General features: G+C 41.1%; 12 protein-coding genes. 1 reads left to right on the plus strand and 11 read right to left on the minus strand.

Annotated elements, in window-relative coordinates:
* Nucleotides 1-42 precede the first annotated feature (42 nt).
* The 7 genes from EGC80_RS19380 to fabB form a co-directional block, all read right to left on the minus strand.
* Nucleotides 43-657 carry an SPOR domain-containing protein gene (locus tag EGC80_RS19380; RefSeq protein ID WP_101032174.1) on the minus strand — a complete coding sequence of 205 codons (615 nt, stop codon included), beginning with the start codon at nt 655-657 and terminating at the stop codon, nt 43-45.
* Nucleotides 658-728: 71 nt separating this feature from the next.
* Nucleotides 729-2,006 (minus strand): bifunctional tetrahydrofolate synthase/dihydrofolate synthase, encoded by a 1,278-nt coding sequence (gene folC / locus EGC80_RS19385; RefSeq protein WP_124011809.1) that lies wholly within the window; start codon nt 2,004-2,006, stop codon nt 729-731.
* A 93-nt stretch (nt 2,007-2,099) separates the two neighbouring features.
* Nucleotides 2,100-2,885 (minus strand): tRNA pseudouridine(38-40) synthase TruA, encoded by a 786-nt coding sequence (truA, locus tag EGC80_RS19390; RefSeq protein WP_101032176.1) that lies wholly within the window; start codon nt 2,883-2,885, stop codon nt 2,100-2,102.
* A gap of 142 nt (nt 2,886-3,027) precedes the next feature.
* Nucleotides 3,028-6,810, minus strand: coding sequence for a FimV/HubP family polar landmark protein (locus EGC80_RS19395; RefSeq protein WP_124011810.1), 3,783 nt, complete (start codon nt 6,808-6,810; stop codon nt 3,028-3,030).
* 290 nt (nt 6,811-7,100) lie between these two features.
* The gene (locus tag EGC80_RS19400) at nt 7,101-8,117 is read right to left on the minus strand and encodes an aspartate-semialdehyde dehydrogenase (RefSeq protein ID WP_124011811.1); all 1,017 of its coding nucleotides are present in this window, start codon (nt 8,115-8,117) and stop codon (nt 7,101-7,103) included.
* A 178-nt stretch (nt 8,118-8,295) separates the two neighbouring features.
* Nucleotides 8,296-9,432, minus strand: coding sequence for a 4-phosphoerythronate dehydrogenase (locus EGC80_RS19405; protein ID WP_124011812.1), 1,137 nt, complete (start codon nt 9,430-9,432; stop codon nt 8,296-8,298).
* 513 nt (nt 9,433-9,945) lie between these two features.
* A complete protein-coding gene (gene fabB / locus EGC80_RS19410; RefSeq protein ID WP_164839498.1) occupies nt 9,946-11,160 on the minus strand; it encodes a beta-ketoacyl-ACP synthase I in 1,215 nt (404 codons plus the stop codon).
* A 132-nt stretch (nt 11,161-11,292) separates the two neighbouring features.
* Here fabB and mnmC point away from each other — a divergent pair, with 132 nt between their 5' ends.
* Entirely contained in the window at nt 11,293-13,383 is a 2,091-nt protein-coding gene (gene mnmC, locus EGC80_RS19415) for an FAD-dependent 5-carboxymethylaminomethyl-2-thiouridine(34) oxidoreductase MnmC (RefSeq protein WP_233768550.1), read from the plus strand.
* A gap of 221 nt (nt 13,384-13,604) precedes the next feature.
* Here the strand turns inward: mnmC and EGC80_RS19420 are convergent, their stop codons facing one another.
* From EGC80_RS19420 to EGC80_RS19435, 4 genes are all read right to left on the minus strand, one after another.
* On the minus strand, nt 13,605-14,681 hold the full coding sequence (locus tag EGC80_RS19420; RefSeq protein ID WP_124011813.1) for an acyltransferase family protein: 1,077 nt from the start codon (nt 14,679-14,681) through the stop codon (nt 13,605-13,607).
* Between the two features lie 148 nt (nt 14,682-14,829).
* Nucleotides 14,830-15,720 carry a UTP--glucose-1-phosphate uridylyltransferase GalU gene (gene galU, locus EGC80_RS19425; protein ID WP_101032183.1) on the minus strand — a complete coding sequence of 297 codons (891 nt, stop codon included), beginning with the start codon at nt 15,718-15,720 and terminating at the stop codon, nt 14,830-14,832.
* Nucleotides 15,721-15,777: 57 nt separating this feature from the next.
* On the minus strand, nt 15,778-17,151 hold the full coding sequence (locus tag EGC80_RS19430; protein ID WP_124011814.1) for an O-antigen ligase family protein: 1,374 nt from the start codon (nt 17,149-17,151) through the stop codon (nt 15,778-15,780).
* Nucleotides 17,132-17,851 (minus strand): hypothetical protein, encoded by a 720-nt coding sequence (locus tag EGC80_RS19435; protein WP_124011815.1) that lies wholly within the window; start codon nt 17,849-17,851, stop codon nt 17,132-17,134. Before EGC80_RS19435 ends, EGC80_RS19430 begins: the two co-directional genes overlap by 20 nt.
* Nucleotides 17,852-17,854: the final 3 nt, after the last annotated feature.

The following is a 17,854-nucleotide window of genomic DNA, read 5'->3' on the forward strand; positions in this document are numbered from 1 at the left end:
TTGTAAATATTAATCACCCAAGCATAATACCGTCTGAATAGGTTATTGTTCCTGTGGATTATAGGCTACGATTTTGCCTTTTAATCCGGTTAATTTGAATATAGGTTGCTGACGAGCTTTAAGTTTTTCTTCTGACACTTCAGGGCCTACAAATACTCGGGTTAATTTTCCTTCAACAGGTACTTTAGGCAGTGTATAAGCATTAAATCCTGCCTTACGTAGTTGAATAATTAAGGCTTTTACATTGGTAATATTATTAAAACCGCCTAATTGCAACGTAAAACCAGCCGTAACGGGTGATTTAGTTTTATTAGCAACGGGTGTTTCAGGCTTTTTTACTGCCGCAGTGGTTGCCGCTGACGGTTTAACCACTTGATTCACTTTTTTAGTTGGTTCTGCTTCACCTAATTCAACAATATCGTTACTGAGATCTTGAGGTTCAGCAATCGTTAACACTTGGAATTCTTCCGCGGGTTCGGCGATGTTGGCAGAACTGGCTCGATTTGAAGCACTTGATTGAACGGGACGTAAAGGAATTTCAGTGAACTCCTCAACCACCTGAGGTTTTTTACCGTCTAATAAATCGGGTAAAAAAATCACACCTAAGGCCACTAAGACGATGGTACCCACTAAACGATTTTGAAATTGACGATTCAAAGCTAATTCCCTTTTTTAACAAAACGACGTTAATGATGGCTTCTAAAACCGACGTCTAACATAAATAGTGTTTATAAAGATTTAAACCCTGCAACAGTATAAAAAGAGCCAAATATAATGACCACATCATCAGCCTCTACCGTCGCTTGTATAGCTTGCCATGCGCTGGCGATGTCAGTAAATTCACTGGCATGCTGACGACAACGCTCATTGGGCAATGCTTGACGCAGTGCTTGCGCTGTTGCGCCCCGTGGATTATCTAAACCAACAAAATACCAATGACGGATTTGTTCAGCCAATGTCGCCAATACCGACTTGATGTCTTTATCTTTAAGCATGCCACATAAGGCTACAATACGACGACCTTGGTACGCCTGCAATTGCTGTGCTAAATATCGTGCAGCATGGGGATTATGCGCTACATCTACTAGTACTAATGGTTGCTCACTCACCTGCTCTAATCGTCCAGCTAGTTGAGCTTGTTGTAATCCTTGGTTGATGTGTTGCTGGCTTATTTGCGGCCAAATATAACTTAGCAGCGCCACAACACTAGCAGCATTAGCTAGCGGTAACCTTGGCACAGCCAAACCAATATAAGATTGCTGCGCGGATTCAAAATGCCATAATGTAGGTGGGTTCTGGTCTTTATGGTAATGAAACTCATAACCAACACGATAAAGTGTTGTTCCAATCTGCTGAGCATAATCGGTCACGCTCAATGGTAAATCGGGTTCACCACAAATGGCGAGACAACCTGAGCGGAACACGCCGGCTTTTTCTCTGCCAACCAGTTCTCGGGTATCGCCTAAATATTCTTGGTGATCAAGATCGATAGAGGTCAAGATAGTGGCTGTGGAATCGATAATATTAGTGGCATCTAGACGGCCACCTAAGCCCACTTCAAGAATAATCACATCAAGCTTAGCAGCTTTGAATAAGTATAAACCCGCTAACGTCGCATATTCAAAAAAGGTTAATGAAATATCACCTCGTGCCATCTCTATGGCACTAAAAGCTCCAATAAGAGAGGCATCACTGGCATCTTGTTGATTGATCTGCACCCGTTCATTGTAATGCAGCAAATGCGGTGAACTGTAGACGCCAACTGATAAGTTTGCTTGACGTAATATTGAGGCGAGCATCGCACAGGTCGTGCCTTTACCATTGGTACCGGCGACTGTAATCACTTTAGCTGGAGCTAAATCAATCACATTGAGTCGCTCGGCGACAGCACTGACTCGCGTTAAGCCCATGTCGATTTCGCTAGGATGAATTGCCAGCAAATAATCCAGCCATTGATTTAAGCTTGATTGTTGATTGGGTACAGTAATTTCAGACGCAATTGACATAATTCAATACCATTTAATTTATGCAAACCTTACCAGACGTGGCGAAAACATAACATTAGTTTTACATCCCAATAAATATGACTGAAAAACACTTTAATCGAGCATAAACAATGGACCGAGTGCTAACCTAGGCAATTGATGCTGCTCAGGGTAAGTCACATCGACCAAATACAATCCGTTGGGCTTAGCTGTCGCTGCCGCCTGAGTGCGATTTTTCAATGCCAAGAGTTCTGTTATCCACTCGATAGATTGATTACCTAAACCGATTTGAAGTAATGAACCGACAATATTACGCACCATATGATGTAAAAATGCATTGGCTTGAATATCCACCAACACATACATGCCTTGACGAGTCACATTAACTTGATGCACATCTCGACAGGGTGTTTTAGCTTGACAATGCAACGCTCTAAAACTGGTAAAATCGTGTTTGCCTACGAGAAGCTGTGCGGCTTGATGCATCAAGGTTTCATCTATATCGCCGTGATAATGGCTCACACCAGAAGCTAAAATACCAGGGCGCAATTGATGATTATAAATAACATAGCGATAACGTCTGGCCGTGGCACTATAACGGGCATGAAAACTGTCATCCACTTCTTTCATCCATCGCACGGCTATACTGTCGGGTAAATTAGCATTCACGCCTAGTGTCCACGCCGTCATTGGACGTTGAACATTGGTGTCAAAATGAACCACCTGTCCAGTAGCATGCACGCCAGTATCAGTTCGCCCGGCACACAATACTTTAATGGGCTCATTTGCCACGTAACTTAAGGCTTTTTCAAGCTGGGCTTGCACTGAATCGACATCGAGTTGGCGCTGCCACCCACAAAAACCACTACCATCATATTCAATACCTAACGCGACCCGCATGCCTATATCCTCTACTCAATAATGGCGCGCAGTTTACCACAAAAAAACGGCGCATGTATCTGCGCCGTTTGCATTTATATGGTTAACATAGGGCTATTTATTTTACCTATACCACATGAATTGACCGAGTTAATTATCCGAGTTAATTAAAGCTTTTAATTAAATTTTTGGCTTCTAATTGTTGACGTTCATTGCCATCCATTTGCACTTCTTTTAATAATGCTCGGGCACTGTCTTGATCTTCAATTTCAATATATGCTCTGGCTAAATCAAGTTTGGCATTAACGGAGTTTTCTTCATCATCAACATCAACCATGTCTGCATTGCTTATTAACGAATTGACTGAACCCATATTAACATTAACGTCTTTATACTGATCGGTTTTATCGTCATCTTCATCAGCATCGTTTAACAATTTATCGATGTCGATATAGCTATTTTCACGCTCAAAACGCGTTACCTCATCATTACTGGCTTTATATTCAGCTGATTGGCTACGTTCTTTTTGATCAAGTGCCGCCAACGCTTCATCTACCGTTAAATTGTCATCGCTAAGGATATATTCGTCTTCAGAGGTATAGTCGTCAACGTTGTCATCCTCTTTTAATGACTGTGAAAATGCGGCCAGTAAATCATCATCACTGACCTCAGATTCATCGACTTCTTTCTCGTCAGCGGCAGACTCGGCAGCTTTAAGTAAATCACTTTCCCAATCTAATAATTCAGGCTTAGGTTTGTTGGATTTTAGGTCATTAAAGAAGCCGGAATCTTTATTGGTTTTATTTTGCGCAGTAGACGAAGAAGTGTCTTTATCATCTATTTCGGCTAACAAAGCATCAAGGGCCTCTTCCGCTTCAGTTTCTGGAGTAGGAGAAGATGCTGCTGTGGATCCTTGCTCTGACTTAACATCATGACGACTAGTTAATGCTAGCGCGGCTTCAAGTTGAGCATCAAATAAGGTGTTATCTTGGTCTTTACTATCGGCTTGTGTATCAACGTCAGACAGAGCATCTTTGTCCGCATCAATATCGTCTGCATTATCTGTTTTAGCTAAATCGACATCACTAAGATATTCATCAAACTCATCAAACAACTCAGTATCATCAATCTTGTCATTGATAGATTGTTCGCTGTTTGTATCAGTTGATGGTGTATCGCCGGCTTTTGTATCTTCTTTAAAGCTTGCCAATAAAGCATTAATATCATCATCGAGTGACTCATCATCGTCCAATATTAATGCTTCACTGGACGTATCGTCATCTAACTCCGCGGCAATCTGAGCTTGTACCGCTGCGTTTTCGTGATCATATGTCTCTGACTCAACCACAGGTTCGTTAAGACTGGCTAACAATGCATCGATGTCTTCGTCACTTGTTTCATTATCATCAGTAGAATCGGCGACATCTTCATCACTTAATTCAGCTGCAATTTGGGCTGCTAAATCATCACTTTCCGAGTTTCCCTGCTCATCTATTGGTAATTCATCGCTATTTTCGGCCATTGCGGATTCAATAACAGGCTCATTCAAGCTAGCCAATAATGCATCAACATCCTCATTATTAGGCTCTTCATTTTGGCCAATTTCATTCACATCATCTTCGCCGCTTGAGTCTGCCGATGTCTCTGGAGCTTTGACAGCCGCAGCAACATCATCTGACTCTGCCGGCATATCAAACTCGGCGAGTAATGAATCGATATCATCTTCAGTTGAGTCTGCTGATGAGCCGGCTGATGTCTCTGGCGCTTTGACAGCCGCAGCAACATCATCTGACTCTGCCGGCATATCAAACTCGGCGAGTAATGAATCGATATCATCTTCAGTTGACTCTTCAGTTGAGCCTACTGATGTCTCTGGCGCGTTGACAGCCGCGGCAACATCGTCTGACTCTGCCGGCATATCAAAATCGGCGAGTAATGAATCGATATCATCTTCAGTTGAATTTTCAGTTGACTCTTCAGTTGAATCTGCTGATGTCTCTGTCGCGTTAACATCCGCAGCAACATCATCTGACTCTGCCGGCATATCAAACTCAGCTAGTAATGAATCGATGTCATCTTCAGTTGAATTTTCAGTTGAGCCGGCTGATGTCTCTGGCGCTTTGACAGCCGCGGCAACATCATCTGACTCTGCCGGCATATCAAACTCGGCTAGTAATGAATCGATATCATCTTCAGTTGAATTTTCAGTTGAGCCGGCTGATGTCTCTGGCGCTTTGACAGCCGCAGCAACATCATCTGACTCTGCCGGCATATCAAACTCGGCTAGTAATGAATCGATATCATCTTCAGTTGACTCTTCAGTTGAGCTGGCTGATGTCTCTGGCGCTTTGACAACCGCGGCAACATCATCTGACTCTGGCGGCATATCAAACTCGGCTAATAATGAATCGATATCATCTTCAGTTGACTCTTCAGTTGAGCTGGCTGATGTCTCTGGCGCTTTGACAACCGCGGCAACATCATCTGACTCTGGCGGCATATCAAACTCGGCTAATAATGAATCTATATCATCTTCTGCAGAATTTTCAGTTGAATCGGCTGATGTCTCTGGGGTTTTGACAGCCGCAGCAGCAACATCATCTGACTCTGGCGGCATATCAAACTCGGCTAATAATGAATCTATATCATCTTCTGCAGATGCATCTAGATCATCAGTTTTATCTTTCGCCGCTCCTTCTGTATCTAAACCCACCAATAGATTGTTGAGATCATCGTCATCTTCAAGAGGTTCTAGATCAGAATCTTGATCCTCCATGGCCTCAGCCCATAAATCATCTAATGAAGTCCCATCTTCATCTTCTAATTCTTTTTCGCTAATGAACATATCAGATGCCATATCCATCTCGATATCACCGCTCATTTGGATTTCTGGCTGTAAATCAACACTGTCTGAATCCAATAAATCATCAATTGACTCTTCATCATTTGAATCTAAATGGATCACCATATCGTCAGAGTCATCATTGGCTATTGCGGTAGTTGACTCTTTTCCTGGCTGGGTTTCAGTTTTTATTTCAGCCTGTTGAGTTTTTTTATTACGGCGACTGAGAAGCCAAAAAATAATGCAAAATATCGCTATAAGAGGTATCGATGCTGCAAGGATCAACAAAATAGTGTTGTCCATTAAGCTGCGCCAAAAGTCAGCGGGTTCTTCTACTGCGGGTTCAATATTTTCAGTTTGGTCTACAAGTTTTTTATTTTCTAGCGTTAGACCTTCATATTTATCGCGTAATAGCTGTAAATCTTCTTCAAGCGAAGCAATATTTAATGACATTTGTTCAATTTTGTTTTTCAACACTTGATTGTCATTGTTGCTGATCATTAATTCATCTTGTGAGCGCGCCAACTCATCTGTAAGCATTAACGTTTTTGCATTGGCTTTATCTAGCGTGCTATTGAGATCCTTGACCACAACGGCATTAGCCTCAGTAATCGCTTTGGTTTGTAGCGTTACAGCTGGTGTTTGTTTGGCTATTTGCAACGATTTTGCTGCAGAGGGCTGATTAATAACAGTACGAGGCTGAGTTTGTTTGCTAACACGGCGATCATCTTGCTCAGCACGGCGTTTAGCAACCTCATTGGGAATGGCGGCTATCACATCTGCAGAAGGGACCAGTAATATCATCCCTCGCTCTAATGTATTGTAATTATTACCGCTAAAAGCGTGTGGATTAGCGTCAAATAACGCGGCCATCACCTGATAAACACTGACATTATTACTAGGCCTGACTTTTTGCGCAATACTCCAAAACGTATCTCTTGATGTCGTCGGACCATATTGCCGTTTAGCTTGTTGTTTAACCTCGCCATTGGGCCCAGTAATTTTGAGTGTTTCTGCCTGTGCAGATCCAATAAGTTGTACACTGGTTAAGCCAACGGCTGTGCAGGCAATCAAACCCACAATATATGAAGTACGCAAAGTCATCCAATCCTTCCCTTTTAGCGCTATTGAGTTACCGGTTTGGCAACAGGCTTGAGGCAATTTTTATCGTTAGTATTATGGTCGTTAACTATATCTGATCACATCCATGATGAGCCAATTTTGCAGGCGATTTCAATGCTATTGATGTTAAAAATGATATGTTTACGACTATAAACTAGATTTACCGGACCTGCTACTATTGGGGTCAGTTAAACGAAAAAAGCCTGCTCATTGCAGGCTTTTTAAACTAAATCGCGTTGTTGATAAAAACATTACTCATTATTAAAGTGTAATTAGTAATAATCTCTAATCAAAATCTCGGCAATTTGCACACTGTTTAACGCTGCACCTTTACGAATGTTATCGGCAGTAACCCATAAATTTATACCGTGAGAGTGCGAAATATCTTTACGAACACGACCAACATAAACAGCATCATTACCTGCTGCATCAGTAACAACGGTTGGATATTCATCATCATTTTCAAATAACACAATACCTGGAGCATCACGTAAAACGGCTTTAACATCTTCAGCATCAACAGGTTGACGCGTTTCAATATGTATAGCCTCTGAATGACCATAAAAAACAGGCACACGAACCGCAGTAGGGTTAACGACAATTTCATCGTCGCCAAAAATCTTTTGCGTTTCCCACACCATTTTCATTTCTTCTTTGGTGTAGCCATTGTCCATAAACATATCAATTTGTGGTAAAACATTAAATGCTATCTGCTTTGGATAAACCGACGGCTCTGAAGGTAAACCTTGGAGTAATTTTGCACATTGATCCGCTAACTCTTCAATCGCTTTTTTACCTGTTCCTGACACAGACTGATATGTCGCCACGTTAATACGTGAAATACCAAAAGCATCATAAATTGGCTTAAGTGCAACTAACATCTGAATAGTTGAACAATTAGGATTGGCAATAATATTGCGATTGCGGAAATCCGCAATGGCTTCAGGGTTAACTTCAGGCACCACGAGCGGCACATCAACATCATTGCGAAAATGTGAGGTGTTGTCGATAACGACACAACCCGCTTCACCCGCAATAGGCGCCCATTTTGCAGACACATCGCCACCAGCAGAAAAGAAACCTATTTGTGCTTGCGTCCAATCAAACGTTTCTACATCAAGAATTTCAACTTGTTTACCGTGAAAACTGACCGTTTCGCCAGCACTGCGACTGCTCGCTAATGGAAACAACTTAGCAACCGGGAAATTACGCTGCTCGAGGATCTCAATCATAGTTTGACCCACTGCGCCCGATGCACCTAAAACGACTACATTAAATTCCTGAGACATAATTAACGCCCGACTCCTATTATTCAGTTTGAATGATCAATTTACCTTAGTTTGCTTATGCTTTACTAGGGTTAATCTGCTAAAAAGCCTACTTTGAAGTGATTATTTCTCAACTGGCTAGAAATACTGTTTTTTGCCCTCAATATGTTCCTCTATAGGTCATATCGGTCCTAGGTCATTAATTAAAGCCTAAAGCGCTGAGCATCGATTGATTAATCCCATCATCAGATAAAGTTTGCGTAGATTGAGTTAACGAGATGGCGCTATATTCTCGACGGTAAGTATGATTTTTACGCATTAAATCAAATCCGGCCGTCGTTGCAAAACAACCTCTAAAGGTTACATCATCATCACGTAAGTCATAGACTAAACGTGATAATTTCAGCAATTGGCTTTCGGTTAAATCACCTTGACTCACAATTTGATTAAATTGAAAGGTCGGTAGCAAACTCGCCAAGGATTTGTCCACCGGTAAACCGAGTAATTCACACCACTTTTGATACAATATAAAGGTGCCTCGAGCTTTGCCTTCAAGGCTATAACCGGCAATATGCGGCGTAGCAAACTCTGCCAAGGCGACTAATTCGGCCATAGGGTTAGGTTCGCCTTCCCATACGTCGAGCACAAGTTTGATATCGTCACGTTGTTGTTTAAATTTGATCAACGCTCGGTTATCAATGACCTCGCCTCGACAGCAATTTAATAACCATGTATTGGGTTTCAACTGATTGAGTCGAGTGTCATCAAATAAATACCAGGTTTTATGCTCACCCTGTTTGGTAATAGGCACATGCAAACTAATAATATCTGCATGTTCAATCAGAGTGTCTAGTGACACAAATTCACGTGTATCACCTTGTTCGGCCTTAATAGGGTCGCACAACAACACTTTTAAACCATAAGCTTGCAAACAGTTCGCGGCTGCAGTGCCGGTATTTCCTGCACCCACAATGCCCACAACTTTACCTGCTAATGACCCACCGAGACGCTGAGCCAACTCCAGCATCGCAATAAAGGCATACTCACCTACTGCCTTCGCATTACATCCTGGCGCATTAGTAAAAAAGATATTGCGCTCTACAAGATAATCAACATCTACATGATCAGTGCCAATCGTCGCACTACCCACAAATTTAAGCTTATGCGCTTGTTCAATTAACGCTGCATTCACTTTGGTCACCGAACGCACCAGCAACACATCGGCATCCTGCACTTGAACAGCGCTTAACGTTCGGCCATTTACGTATTCAATTTCCCCTAAGTCACCAAACAAGGCATCGACATAAGGCATGTTTTCATCGGCAATTATTTTCATTTTGTTATCTTATTTACTGCGAATTTAACGACATCACATTACGATTTTTTATGGAAGTATCTTATACCAAATGCCCCCACCTCGTCATTCCTAAGATTTTTTATTGGGGATCCAGCTTTTGATTTTGCTTGTAAGCCTAGGTACTAGAGCGGACTGCGTCCTGCTAGTTCGCTTCGCGGCTATAAAAGCGAAGCCAATACCTGATGCGTCTTTACGCTGCCCTTTCCGTAAGCACAGCGTCCGCTTATTATCGCTTATCATCGCTCTTCAGCTTTGCTTGTATAGCCTCTCGCCGCGAAGCGAACTAGCATCTAGGCATTTAGCCCTTTAAGCGCAGCGTTAGCCTGTTATTTTTCGTCGCTTGTCATCGCTCTTCAGCTTTGCTTGTATAGCCTCTAGCCGCGAAGCGAACTAGCATCTAGGCATTTAGTTTAAAAGGCAAAAACAAAAAAACCAGCACTGTTTCCAATGCTGGCTTTCATATCATTCACAAGTTAGCCCACAAATAACGTTTTACGCTTTATATTTACGCATCACTAATGTTGCGTTAGTGCCACCAAAACCAAAGCTGTTACTCATCATGGTGTTCAATTCCGCTTGGCGCATTTCACGCACCACTGGCATGCCAGCAGCATTCTCATCAAGGTTGTCGATGTTAATGCTTGGCGCAATAAAGCCGTCTTCCATCATAATTAAGCTGTAAATCGCTTCATGAACACCAGCCGCACCTAAAGCATGACCTGTCAGTGATTTAGTTGACGCGATTGGAGGCATATTATCGCCAAACACTTCACGTAATGCTTCAAGTTCGCGCATGTCACCTACTGGTGTAGAAGTGCCATGAGTGTTGATGTAATCAATTGGTGTATCCACATCAGCTAACGCCATCTGCATACAACGCACTGCACCTTCACCAGATGGGGCAACCATGTCATAGCCATCTGAAGATGCGCCATAACCCACAATTTCTGCGTAAATTTTAGCACCACGCGCTAGCGCATGCTCTAATTCTTCAACAACAACAATCCCGCCGCCGCCAGAAATAACAAAACCATCACGGTCTGCATCATAGGTACGTGACGCTTTTTCAGGCGTGTCATTGTACTTAGTCGATAATGCACCCATAGCATCAAAGCCCATGGTTAATGTCCAATCAACTTCTTCAGCACCACCAGCAAACACCATATCTTGCTTACCCATCTGGATAAGTTCAACGGCATGGCCAATACAATGGGCCGAAGTGGCACACGCGGAACTGATAGAATAACTCATGCCTTTAATTTTAAATGGTGTTGCTAAACAAGCGCTTGCGGTGCTAGACATAATGCGTGGCACAATATAAGGACCCACGCGCTTAACGCCTTTTTCACGCAATGTATCAGCAGCCTGAACTTGGTTTTTTGATGACGCACCACCCGTACCAGCAATCAAACCGACACGAAAATTAGAATATTGTTCTTCTGTCAAATTAGCATCAGCAATTGCTTCCTGCATAGCAATGTAAGCATATGCTGCAGCATCGCCCATAAAGCGAAGAGCTTTACGATCAATATAATCAGCGGGGTTCATTTTGATGTCGCCCCAAACTTTACTGCGTAATTGCATTTCTTCAAACTGCGCCGAGTGGGTAATACCGCTGCGACCCGCTTTCAATGACTCAGTCACTTCTTGCTTGTTATTACCGATACTTGAAACGACACCCATTCCGGTGATCACGACTCTTTTCATTTTTTTGCTATCCATTTGGTACATGTCGGTACTTAATTGCGGCAATCATAGCTGCTTTAAAGTAATTAAGTGGTCAGCTTTCCATAAATACAGGTAAAATAATGCCAAGTTATCGGCCCTGAGTAAAATATTTTGTATAAAACATCTTTATTATCTGTATCCCCAAATTTACACAACTTTTACATTTGTGATTTATTGGGCGATAAAGTCAATCAAAATAGCCGATATCCCCAACTCGCTAAACAGTATATAGACACAGTATTGCAAAGCGGTGACGGTAATAGAGCCGCCACGAATACTCAACCACGTTTATTAACGCTAGGCCAACTCGGTTTTGGAGATGGCCATGAAATAATACTCTTATTAGCAGCATTACAAGCGACTAACCTGCAAAATCCTTTGAAAAAGCATCAAACTCGAGTTCATATCAGTGTGTTTGAACATTGTCCAATAAACCGAAAGCAACTTGAACTCCAGTGGCAACAGCAAGGACTACTTCATTCGGATCATCATTTATTCGATTTTGCTCAAGCGTTACTTAATTGTGAAATAGCGGCCATCGAAGGTTGCCAACGACTGAGTCTACTCCAAAACACATTCATTATTGACCTATATCAAGGTTCGCCTATAGCACAAGCCAAAACCATTGCTACGCCGAATCAACAAAGGATAGCACATTGGTTTGCCCTTCCCCATACGAGCCAGGTCAGCTATTCGGATCATTATTTCAGTCAGCATTTGCTGTGGCAATATGGCCGGATCAGTGCTGATAATGCAACATTTTTAGCCGCTAGCTCAAATGATGACGATGTCACCCCTACCATCAAAAAGCAATTAGCACTTTGTGGATTTTTACATACTACTTCATCTCAATCAACTGATGACATCGCTATCGCGGAACGTAACGCACTAAGACAACAAATACGCCAACAGTTTGCTTATAACCCAATGCCATCTCTAGATTCTAACGACCAAACCCCTATAGCTATTATAGGTGGAGGTATTGCTTCTGCAAGTCTTGCCTTGTCGTTGGCTGAACGCGGAAAAGATGTAGTAATTTATTGTAAAGATGACACATTAGGGCAAGGTGCGTCAGGCAACAAACAAGGTGCCATTTATCCTTTACTGACTCCCGAAAATGACTCGCTAAGTCAATTTTTTCAACAAGCATTTCTATACAGTCGACGTCGTATCCAAGCATTAATTGATGATGGATATTATATTGGACATGACTGGTGTGGCGTATTACACACGGGTTTTGATCTACGCAGCCAAACAAGATTAGATAAAATTATTCATGGTCAAGCGTGGCCAAGTGAGATTGCTTTTGCCGTAAATCCAATCCAAGCTACACAGCTTGCTAAAGTAGATATCAATAAATCTGGTTTTTATTATCCATTAGGTGGCTGGGCTTGCCCGTTTGAATTAGCACAAGCCAGCATTGCCAAAGCACAAACATTAACCAAGGTTCGCATTCTCTATAATAGCGACATTCACTCACTTGAATCACACTCATCTGGCTGGCAACTGTTTAGTGCCGAAAACAAACACATCGCAACACACGATCAGGTAATCATCGCCTCAGGAGAGCAACTGACTCGCTACAAACAGACAAAAAACCTTCAGATTACCGGTTTTAGAGGTCAAGTGAGTCATGTCCCATCTCAAGGTGAACTGGCGCAGCTTAATACTGTAATCTGCGCTAATGGCTATTTGACGCCACAACATAATCAACTGCATTGCGTCGGCGCGAGTTATGTAAAAAACCCACAGCATCTTGATTTTTGCCCATTAGAGCAGCATGAAAACAGCCTTAAAATGCAACAGAGCTTTCCTAATTCGAACTGGCCTCACGATATTAATGTTTCAAACAATGATGCCAGGATCGGCGTAAGGATGGTCAGTCGCGACCACTTTCCCGTGATGGGATGTGCACCTGATGTTGAAGAATTGTTTGCGCGGTATGCCGTCCAGAAGCTATCCAAAGATAAACCCAGTCAATGGCAACGATACTGGCAAACTACACCTGCACCGATTTATGATGGCTTATATGTACTCGGCGGACTAGGCTCTCGCGGCCTAAGCTCAGGCCCACTTGTTGCCGAGTGCCTCGCTGCAAACTTATGTGGAGAACTGTCTCCCTTAAGTTCAGATTTGCAGGCACGACTTAGTCCAAATAGAATATGGCTGCGTAAGCTGCTTAAAGGCAAAGCGTTGATGTAAAGGAGAAAGTCAAAACTAAGAATGGCTCCCTAATACAAGCATTTGAGGATGATGGCAATAAGCGGAAGATTGAACGGTAAACAAAATAGAATAAGCTAACGCTTATGTTAGGGTAAAAGCAACCAAATTCGCCATTGCGATAATGCTTTTCAGCCGAAAGTAAACATATTTGACAGTTAAGTAACAATGAAGCAGATGAGTCTTGCGGCAGGCTATACTTATTAATTTGATTTACGTTTTGAGTACAAAACACCATTAAATAAAAGTTTCAGGATCTGACTGTTTTTCACAAAAATGTTATGAAACAGATAAGAGATAAAGAAAACACCGATTATCATTAGTATGTACTCCTGAATGGGTTCAAAAGCTAACCGTTCAAAAACAAAAACATATAACAAAATAATTAGAGGTTGATGAAGTATGTAGACGGTATAACTTGAATCAGAAAAGTTCCTTATAACTTTGGAACGCCTAGAACCAACAACATATAATATTGACAGAATAGACAACATTAGACTTCCAGAAGACAGGCGATCTAAGACTTTATTAATAACCTCCCCAGCGAATATATTGAAATACGATATCAAAAAGAAAGCAGTAAATATCAAAAAAGATAATAAAAAATATTTAACACATAAAAAAGATGAAAACAACGCCTTGTTGATAAAACAAAAACACCCAATAACAAAATAACTGTAATAATAGAAAAGATTATGAAATGTAATAAACAAAACCGTTCCATCAAATGTTAACTTAGCCACAGCCAAACCAGTAATAGCAACAGAAGGAATACCCAAGTAAATCATAAACAGTAAAAAAACTGGGGACATTTCTTTACTAGAAAGAATGAATTTACATAAAGGAAGCGAAATAATAAAGTAAACGATTAAATTACCTAAGAACCAAAGATGGCCTAACCATTGGCCCTTTAACAAGTAATCAATGCTATCCCAATCGTATGACTTATTATAGCTGTAATAATTCATGATAGGGTTTAATAACAACCCACAAAACAACAGCGGCAACAGCGCTCTTAAAACTCTATCTTTGGCGAAACCATCCCTGCCTTTACTAAAAATTAACATATAAAAGAACCCAGATATTAGATAAAAAGCCTCCATTCTAAAAATTTGAATAAAATCTGAGATATATTTAATAAACCAAGATGTTTCATTAGAGAGAACCCTCCAATCCTGATCAATGCCATAAATAAGTCCTACATGATAAAAAAGCCCCAGTACCATCAATACCGCTCTACAAAAGTCAAGCCCATGTAGCCGATGAAGATTTCCATTCATATTACACTCACTGAAAACGATTTAATAAAATAATTTTACTTATAGAAAATAAAAAGAGTGAAAACAAGCGAAAGCCCCAGGTAGAAACCTATGAGGATGATGACAAAACATGAAGACTGAGCTGACACTATCCGGACCGAGCCTAGTTTTATCGATACTCTTCTAATAAATCAGCAAGTTCTTTCTTAAAATCGCTGCCCAATTTAGGATCACGCAAACCATATTCAACAAAAGCTTTCATATAACCCAGTTTGTCGCCACAGTCATGTGACTTACCTGTCATATTAAAAGCTTCAACGGTATCAGACTCAATCAGCATATCAATGGCATCGGTTAGCTGGATTTCATCACCCGCACCAGGAAGTGTTTTCGCGAGTAAGGCCCAAATCTTTTCCGACAACACATAACGGCCAACAACGGCCAAATTAGACGGCGCGGTGCCTAACTCAGGCTTTTCTACCATGTTGAATATTTTAGTCGAGTCACCAGGGTTAATAGTTTCGCCGCCGCAATCGGCAATTCCATACTTATGGACTTGATCATCAGGAACAGGTGCGACCATAATTTGACTAGCAAGAGATTCGCGATAACGAATTAGCATCGACGCTAAATTTTCAGTGCGTTGATCTGCTGAGTACGAATCTAAAATTACGTCAGGTAACACAACGGCGAATGGATTATCACCAATACACGGCTTAGCACATAAAATGGCATGCCCAAGACCTTTAGCTTCGCCTTGGCGTACATGCATAATAGTGACATTTTTAGGACAAATAGCTTGTACTTCATGCAACAACTGACGCTTAACGCGTTTTTCTAACGTTGATTCAAGTTCATAAGATTTATCAAAGTGGTTTTCGATAGCATTTTTACTGGCATGAGTCACCAGTACGATTTCTTTAATACCGGCGCTAACACATTCATCAACGATATATTGAATCAATGGTTTATCCACCAAAGGTAGCATTTCTTTTGGGATGGCTTTGGTGGCTGGCAGCATACGCGTACCTAAACCGGCAACAGGAATAACAACTTTCATAAATATCCTTATTTAGCTAACATTAAGACTAAAATGGTTAACATTTAAATAGTAAAACTAAAATGGATCCGGCGTCGGATGAGAACGTATCTTGTAAGAAGGCAAATAACGCACCAACCAGCATAAGGTTAGGATGGTTAAAAACAATAAGGTATTCGAGGGAGATTGCAGGCTAAAATCGACAGAAATATGCAGTAGCATATGCACAATGGCCATAGCACATCCAAAGGCTACCCCCTTATACAGTTTGTTGTTACGAAGGTACATGGTCCGGCATGCTAACCAAAACGAATACAAGATCCAAAAACCTAAAATGGCTGTCATTACAACCCCGTACTCAATCACAAACTGAACATATTCATTATGAGCGTGGTCATAAAAACCAGAATAAAACTGCGGTTGCTGTTGGGGGAATACGGTATAGAAACTGCCGCCACCCGTACCGGTAAATAAGTGCTGTTTAATAATCGGTAGACTATCAATTACCACTTCATCTCGGGTTTCGGCACTAAACGAGGTTTCGTTTAAACGTTGTTTTACCTTATCGACACCAAAAATTGAGCCTACAATCAATAAATCTAAAATAAAAAGACTAACAACTAAAGGTTTAAATAACGTTGGCGGACGACGGTAAATAAACAAAGACAACAACGACACCACAGCCAAAGCGGTAAAAAATCCGGCGTTGCCCATACGCGAACGGCTTAAGATTAAGCCAATCACCATGATCACGATCGCCAAGCGTAAAATAAGTTTCCGACTAAATAGTGTTGATAGTAAATCTATTAACATTCCGCGCAAATCGAACTCTGTCTTGCTGGTTTTTAGCTCTGATAACAGCCAACCAAACGCAATAGAAAGGCATAACGCTAAATAATTAGCAAAATGGTTTTGGTATACAAACGATCCCTTGGCCCTGTCACCGTCATGATAGCCAAAAATTGGTGATACATCTAACTGCAATAAATTCAGTAAGGTGCCATAAAAAGCCTGTATACAACCAGAAACAATAATCGCAATGAGTAACCAACGCAACGCCTGTGCCTGCTGACAATACTGACTTAGTAATAAAATGAATAGGGTAAAGCAAAAGGTTTTTAGTAGTTGCTGGGTGGTTTGATAGGCATCTACCGTATCAATAGCAGGTATCCAATTAAGCAGTTGCAAACACAAATACGCCAACATTAATCCTGTTGGAATTAAAAGATGTTTTTGCCAACGATAGCGTAGCAATAAGTCATTATGTATAAAGCAATAAACTATATGAGCGATTGCGAATAACACAATACCAAACTCTAATATTGCTAATGACCAAATTCGATTGCTGCCTAGCGGGATCGGCATCCATATAATTAATCCGCATAACCCTAACAATATCACACGCTGAAATGGCCCAAAAGACGCTGTTACTTTATTTTCCTGAATATTCATTAAGACATATATCCTGTTTAATCCATTGTTCATCATTGGCGCTAAAAGCAGGAATTGAATATTTAAAATAGGTACATATTAATGGGGTTAATTGATATTGCTTAGTCAATTTTTTTAAATCATTACGCATTAACCAATTTGCACTTGCGGCATTTTTAGCGGTAGTAAACACTAACTTTTTTTGGTTCACTGTTAAGTTAGGCCAATATGCAAAGCCGATTGCCAACACTTGATGCATGACTTCTGGAGTATAAGGCCCATAATGTAAGGCTTGTTCTAAATACGGCCAAGCTTGAACAATATCATCCTGTATAAAAGCCAAATTGTAAGCATAGTCGCTATATGCATTTGGCCAATTGGGTCGCTGCACAATCGCATCTAAATATAGTTGATTAAATACCGAATTATTCGATTGCGCTAGCTTCGAAAAGATACCCCACTCCATGACCTTGGCTAAGGTTAGTAGATAATGGGGATTTTTGCTGTCAAGACTAAATGCGTAATTTGCTGCCAATAAGGCATTAGTATATTGTATTAATGTTGGTTTGCTGCTTTGTTGCCATTGGTCAATATAATACCGAGACTTAAAGTGATATGCGTTAGCGAATCCTTTTTGTAGCAGTATAGGTAATAACCCTAGTAACGCAACAATAATAAGTGAGTATATTATACGTCTTGTAGACAAGGTTATTTTATTCATCAA

It is taken from the genome of Shewanella psychromarinicola (assembly GCF_003855155.1).
In the GTDB taxonomy this organism is placed as follows: Bacteria; Pseudomonadota; Gammaproteobacteria; order Enterobacterales; family Shewanellaceae; genus Shewanella; species Shewanella psychromarinicola.

Excerpts from the sequence above, each read along its gene's own strand:
- folC (WP_124011809.1), bottom strand. The coding sequence starts at position 2,006 with ATGTCAATTGCGTCTGAAATTACTGTACCCAATCAACAATCAAGCTTA.
- truA (WP_101032176.1), bottom strand. The coding sequence starts at position 2,885 with ATGCGGGTCGCGTTAGGTATTGAATATGATGGTAGTGGTTTTTGTGGG.
- EGC80_RS19395 (WP_124011810.1), bottom strand. The coding sequence starts at position 6,810 with ATGACTTTGCGTACTTCATATATTGTGGGTTTGATTGCCTGCACAGCC.
- EGC80_RS19400 (WP_124011811.1), bottom strand. The coding sequence starts at position 8,117 with ATGTCTCAGGAATTTAATGTAGTCGTTTTAGGTGCATCGGGCGCAGTG.
- EGC80_RS19405 (WP_124011812.1), bottom strand. The coding sequence starts at position 9,432 with ATGAAAATAATTGCCGATGAAAACATGCCTTATGTCGATGCCTTGTTT.
- fabB (WP_164839498.1), bottom strand. The coding sequence starts at position 11,160 with ATGAAAAGAGTCGTGATCACCGGAATGGGTGTCGTTTCAAGTATCGGT.
- EGC80_RS19420 (WP_124011813.1), bottom strand. The coding sequence starts at position 14,681 with ATGAATGGAAATCTTCATCGGCTACATGGGCTTGACTTTTGTAGAGCG.
- galU (WP_101032183.1), bottom strand. The coding sequence starts at position 15,720 with ATGAAAGTTGTTATTCCTGTTGCCGGTTTAGGTACGCGTATGCTGCCA.
- EGC80_RS19430 (WP_124011814.1), bottom strand. The coding sequence starts at position 17,151 with ATGAATATTCAGGAAAATAAAGTAACAGCGTCTTTTGGGCCATTTCAG.
- EGC80_RS19435 (WP_124011815.1), bottom strand. The coding sequence starts at position 17,851 with ATGAATAAAATAACCTTGTCTACAAGACGTATAATATACTCACTTATT.